Genomic DNA, 2379 nt, shown 5'->3' on the forward strand with positions numbered 1-2379 from the left:
TCAGTCCTGCAGCTGCCGGAGCCGGGCGCGCATGGCCTTGAAGTAGGGCGGGACCTCCTTGAGCCGATAGGGCGCGAACTCGGCCTTGGCGGCGGCGAGACGGTCGCGCAGGTCGGCGGCGACCTGCGGATGGACGCTGGCCACGCTGTAGTTCTCGGACGGGTCGGCCGCGAGATCGTAGAGCTGCTCGTAGCCCAGGAGCGCCGTGGGCAGCCGGGCGCCGCGGTAATAGGCCGAGGCGATGTACTTCCAGCGCTGGGTGCGGATGCCGATCGGATCCTCGTTGTCGAACAGCACCAGGTGCTCGTGCGGCGAGGGGGCGCCCCGCATGATGACCTCGGTCAGGTCGCGTCCATCGAGGGCGACGCCGGCCGGCGCCGGCAGGCCCGAGAGCGCCAGGAGGGTGGGCAGCACATCGATGCCCATGCAGATGGCGTCGTGGCGCCGCCCCGCCGGGATGCGCCCCGGCCCCCAGACGATGCAGGGCACCCGATAGCCGCCGTCATAGGCGCCCCCGCCCTTGCGTTCGCGCAGCCAGCCCGGCGAGCCTTCGAACCAGGGCCCGTTGTCGGAGGTGAAGACGACGATGGTGTCCTCGGCCAGGCCGAGCTCGGCGAGCTTCGCCAGCAGCCGCGCCATGATGGAGTCGATCTCCTCGACCACCGCGCCGTAGGGCCCGGCGAAGCCGCGGGCGTCGAAGTCCGGGTGCGGGTAGGGCGGCAGGTGCGGCGACGAGAGCGCGAGCTCGACGAAGAACGGCCGCTCGCGGTTGACCTCGATGAACCGCTCGGCGTGCGCGTAGAAGCGCTGCTGAAGCTGTGGCAGGTCGACCGCGCTCTCGACAACGTCATCGGAGCCGGCGTGGGCCTCGAAGTAGGCGAGCGGCTTCATGTCGTGGCTGTAGGGGATGCCGAAGAACGTATCGAAGCCGTGGCGGGTGGGCGGCCAGGCCTCGCCGCGGTGGCCGAGGTGCCACTTGCCGAACAGGGCGCTGGCGTAGGCGGGCTTGAGCGCCTTGGCGATGGTGGGCTCGCTGAGCGGCAGGCCGCGGTCGTCCTGCTGCATGATCACCTCGAAGCCCAGGCCGGTGCGCACCGGATAACGCCCGGTGAGCAGGCCCGCGCGCGAGGGCGAGCAGATGTTGGCCGGCGCGTAATAGTCGGTGAGCAGCACGCCCTCGGCGGCCATGCGGTCGATGGTGGGCGTGGGAATGCGGCCGCCACAGACGCCGATATCGCCCCAGCCCAGGTCGTCGCAGAGCACGACGACGAAGTTCGGCGGCCGGGCGCCTGCGGCCCCACGTTGCTGGCTCATCTGCCCCCCTGCAGGTTGTCCCGCCCATAACGGCGCGCGGCCGCGGCCCTGTAAAGCCGATCACGTCTCGGCGGCGAGGCGCGCTTGCGCGGGGACGAGCCCGCCCGCGGCGGCTCACTTCATGCGCGGGGGCGGATTGCGGCCGAGGTCCTCGATCAGCTTCGTCAGCATGTAGAGCCTGGGCGTCACGGACTTCAGCTCGAGGTATTCCTTGTCGGAGTGGAAGCCGCCGCCGACCGGGCCCAGGCCGTCCAGCGCCGGGACGCCGGCGTCGGCCGCCAGCGCCGATTCCGAGGCGCCGCCGTTGCCGCCCGTCGCAAGCTCGAGCCCGAGGCCGGCGTAGATCGCCCGGGCGCGGGCGGCGAGCGCGTCGGTGGCCGGATTGGAGGGCAGGGGCGGGTAGGCCGGCTCGCGGCTGATCGCGACCTCGGTGTCGGGGATCCGCGTGGTCTTCGCGTTCTTCTCCAGCACGGCCTGCACCTCGTCCACCTGCCGGCGCTCGCGGACCCGGACATTGATCTGGGCGTGGGCGTCCTCGGGGATGATGTTGTTGCGCGTCCCGGCGCTCATGATCGTCAGGTTGGCGGTGAGCCCGTCGCCGGATTTCGGGAACACCTCGTCGGCCTGGATCTGGTGGATCAGCTCGAGCGCGGCGTTGCGGCCGTCCTGCGGATCGACGCCGGCGTGGGCGGCGCGGCCCTTCACGTCGATGTGGAAGGTGCTCGAGCCCTTGCGCCAGACGGTGAGCATGTCGGGCGGGTCGCCGGGCTCGAGGTTGAGCTCGGCGTCGGCCTCGGCCAGCAGGCGGCCGATCAGCTTGCGGGTCCCCGGCGAGCCGCGCTCCTCGGAGGTCTCGATCAGGAAGGTGATCTGCTTGAAATCCCTGAAGCCCGCGTCGTGCATCAGGGTGAGGGCGTAGAGCCCCTCGACCACGCCGCCCTTCTCGTCGTCCACGCCCGGGCCATAGGCTTTCTCGGCATCCGTCCGGTACGGCCGTCTGGCGACGGTCCCGGGGCCGAAGACGGTGTCCATGTGGCCGATCATCAGGATGCGGCCCTTGCCGGT

The 2379-nt window shown here is 71.3% G+C and carries 2 protein-coding genes; both read right to left on the reverse strand.

The window, feature by feature from the left end; all coding sequences use genetic code 11:
- Complete coding sequence (locus tag VLI41_RS16115; RefSeq protein ID WP_325269110.1) at positions 1–1314, reverse strand: sulfatase; 1314 nt, start codon at positions 1312–1314, stop codon at positions 1–3.
- A 114-nt stretch (positions 1315–1428) separates the two neighbouring features.
- A partial coding sequence (locus VLI41_RS16120; protein WP_325269111.1) for a M20/M25/M40 family metallo-hydrolase occupies positions 1429–2379 on the reverse strand: 951 nt, incomplete at its 5' end.

Source organism: Phenylobacterium sp., assembly GCF_035475775.1.
Classification (GTDB): domain Bacteria; phylum Pseudomonadota; class Alphaproteobacteria; order Caulobacterales; family Caulobacteraceae; genus Phenylobacterium.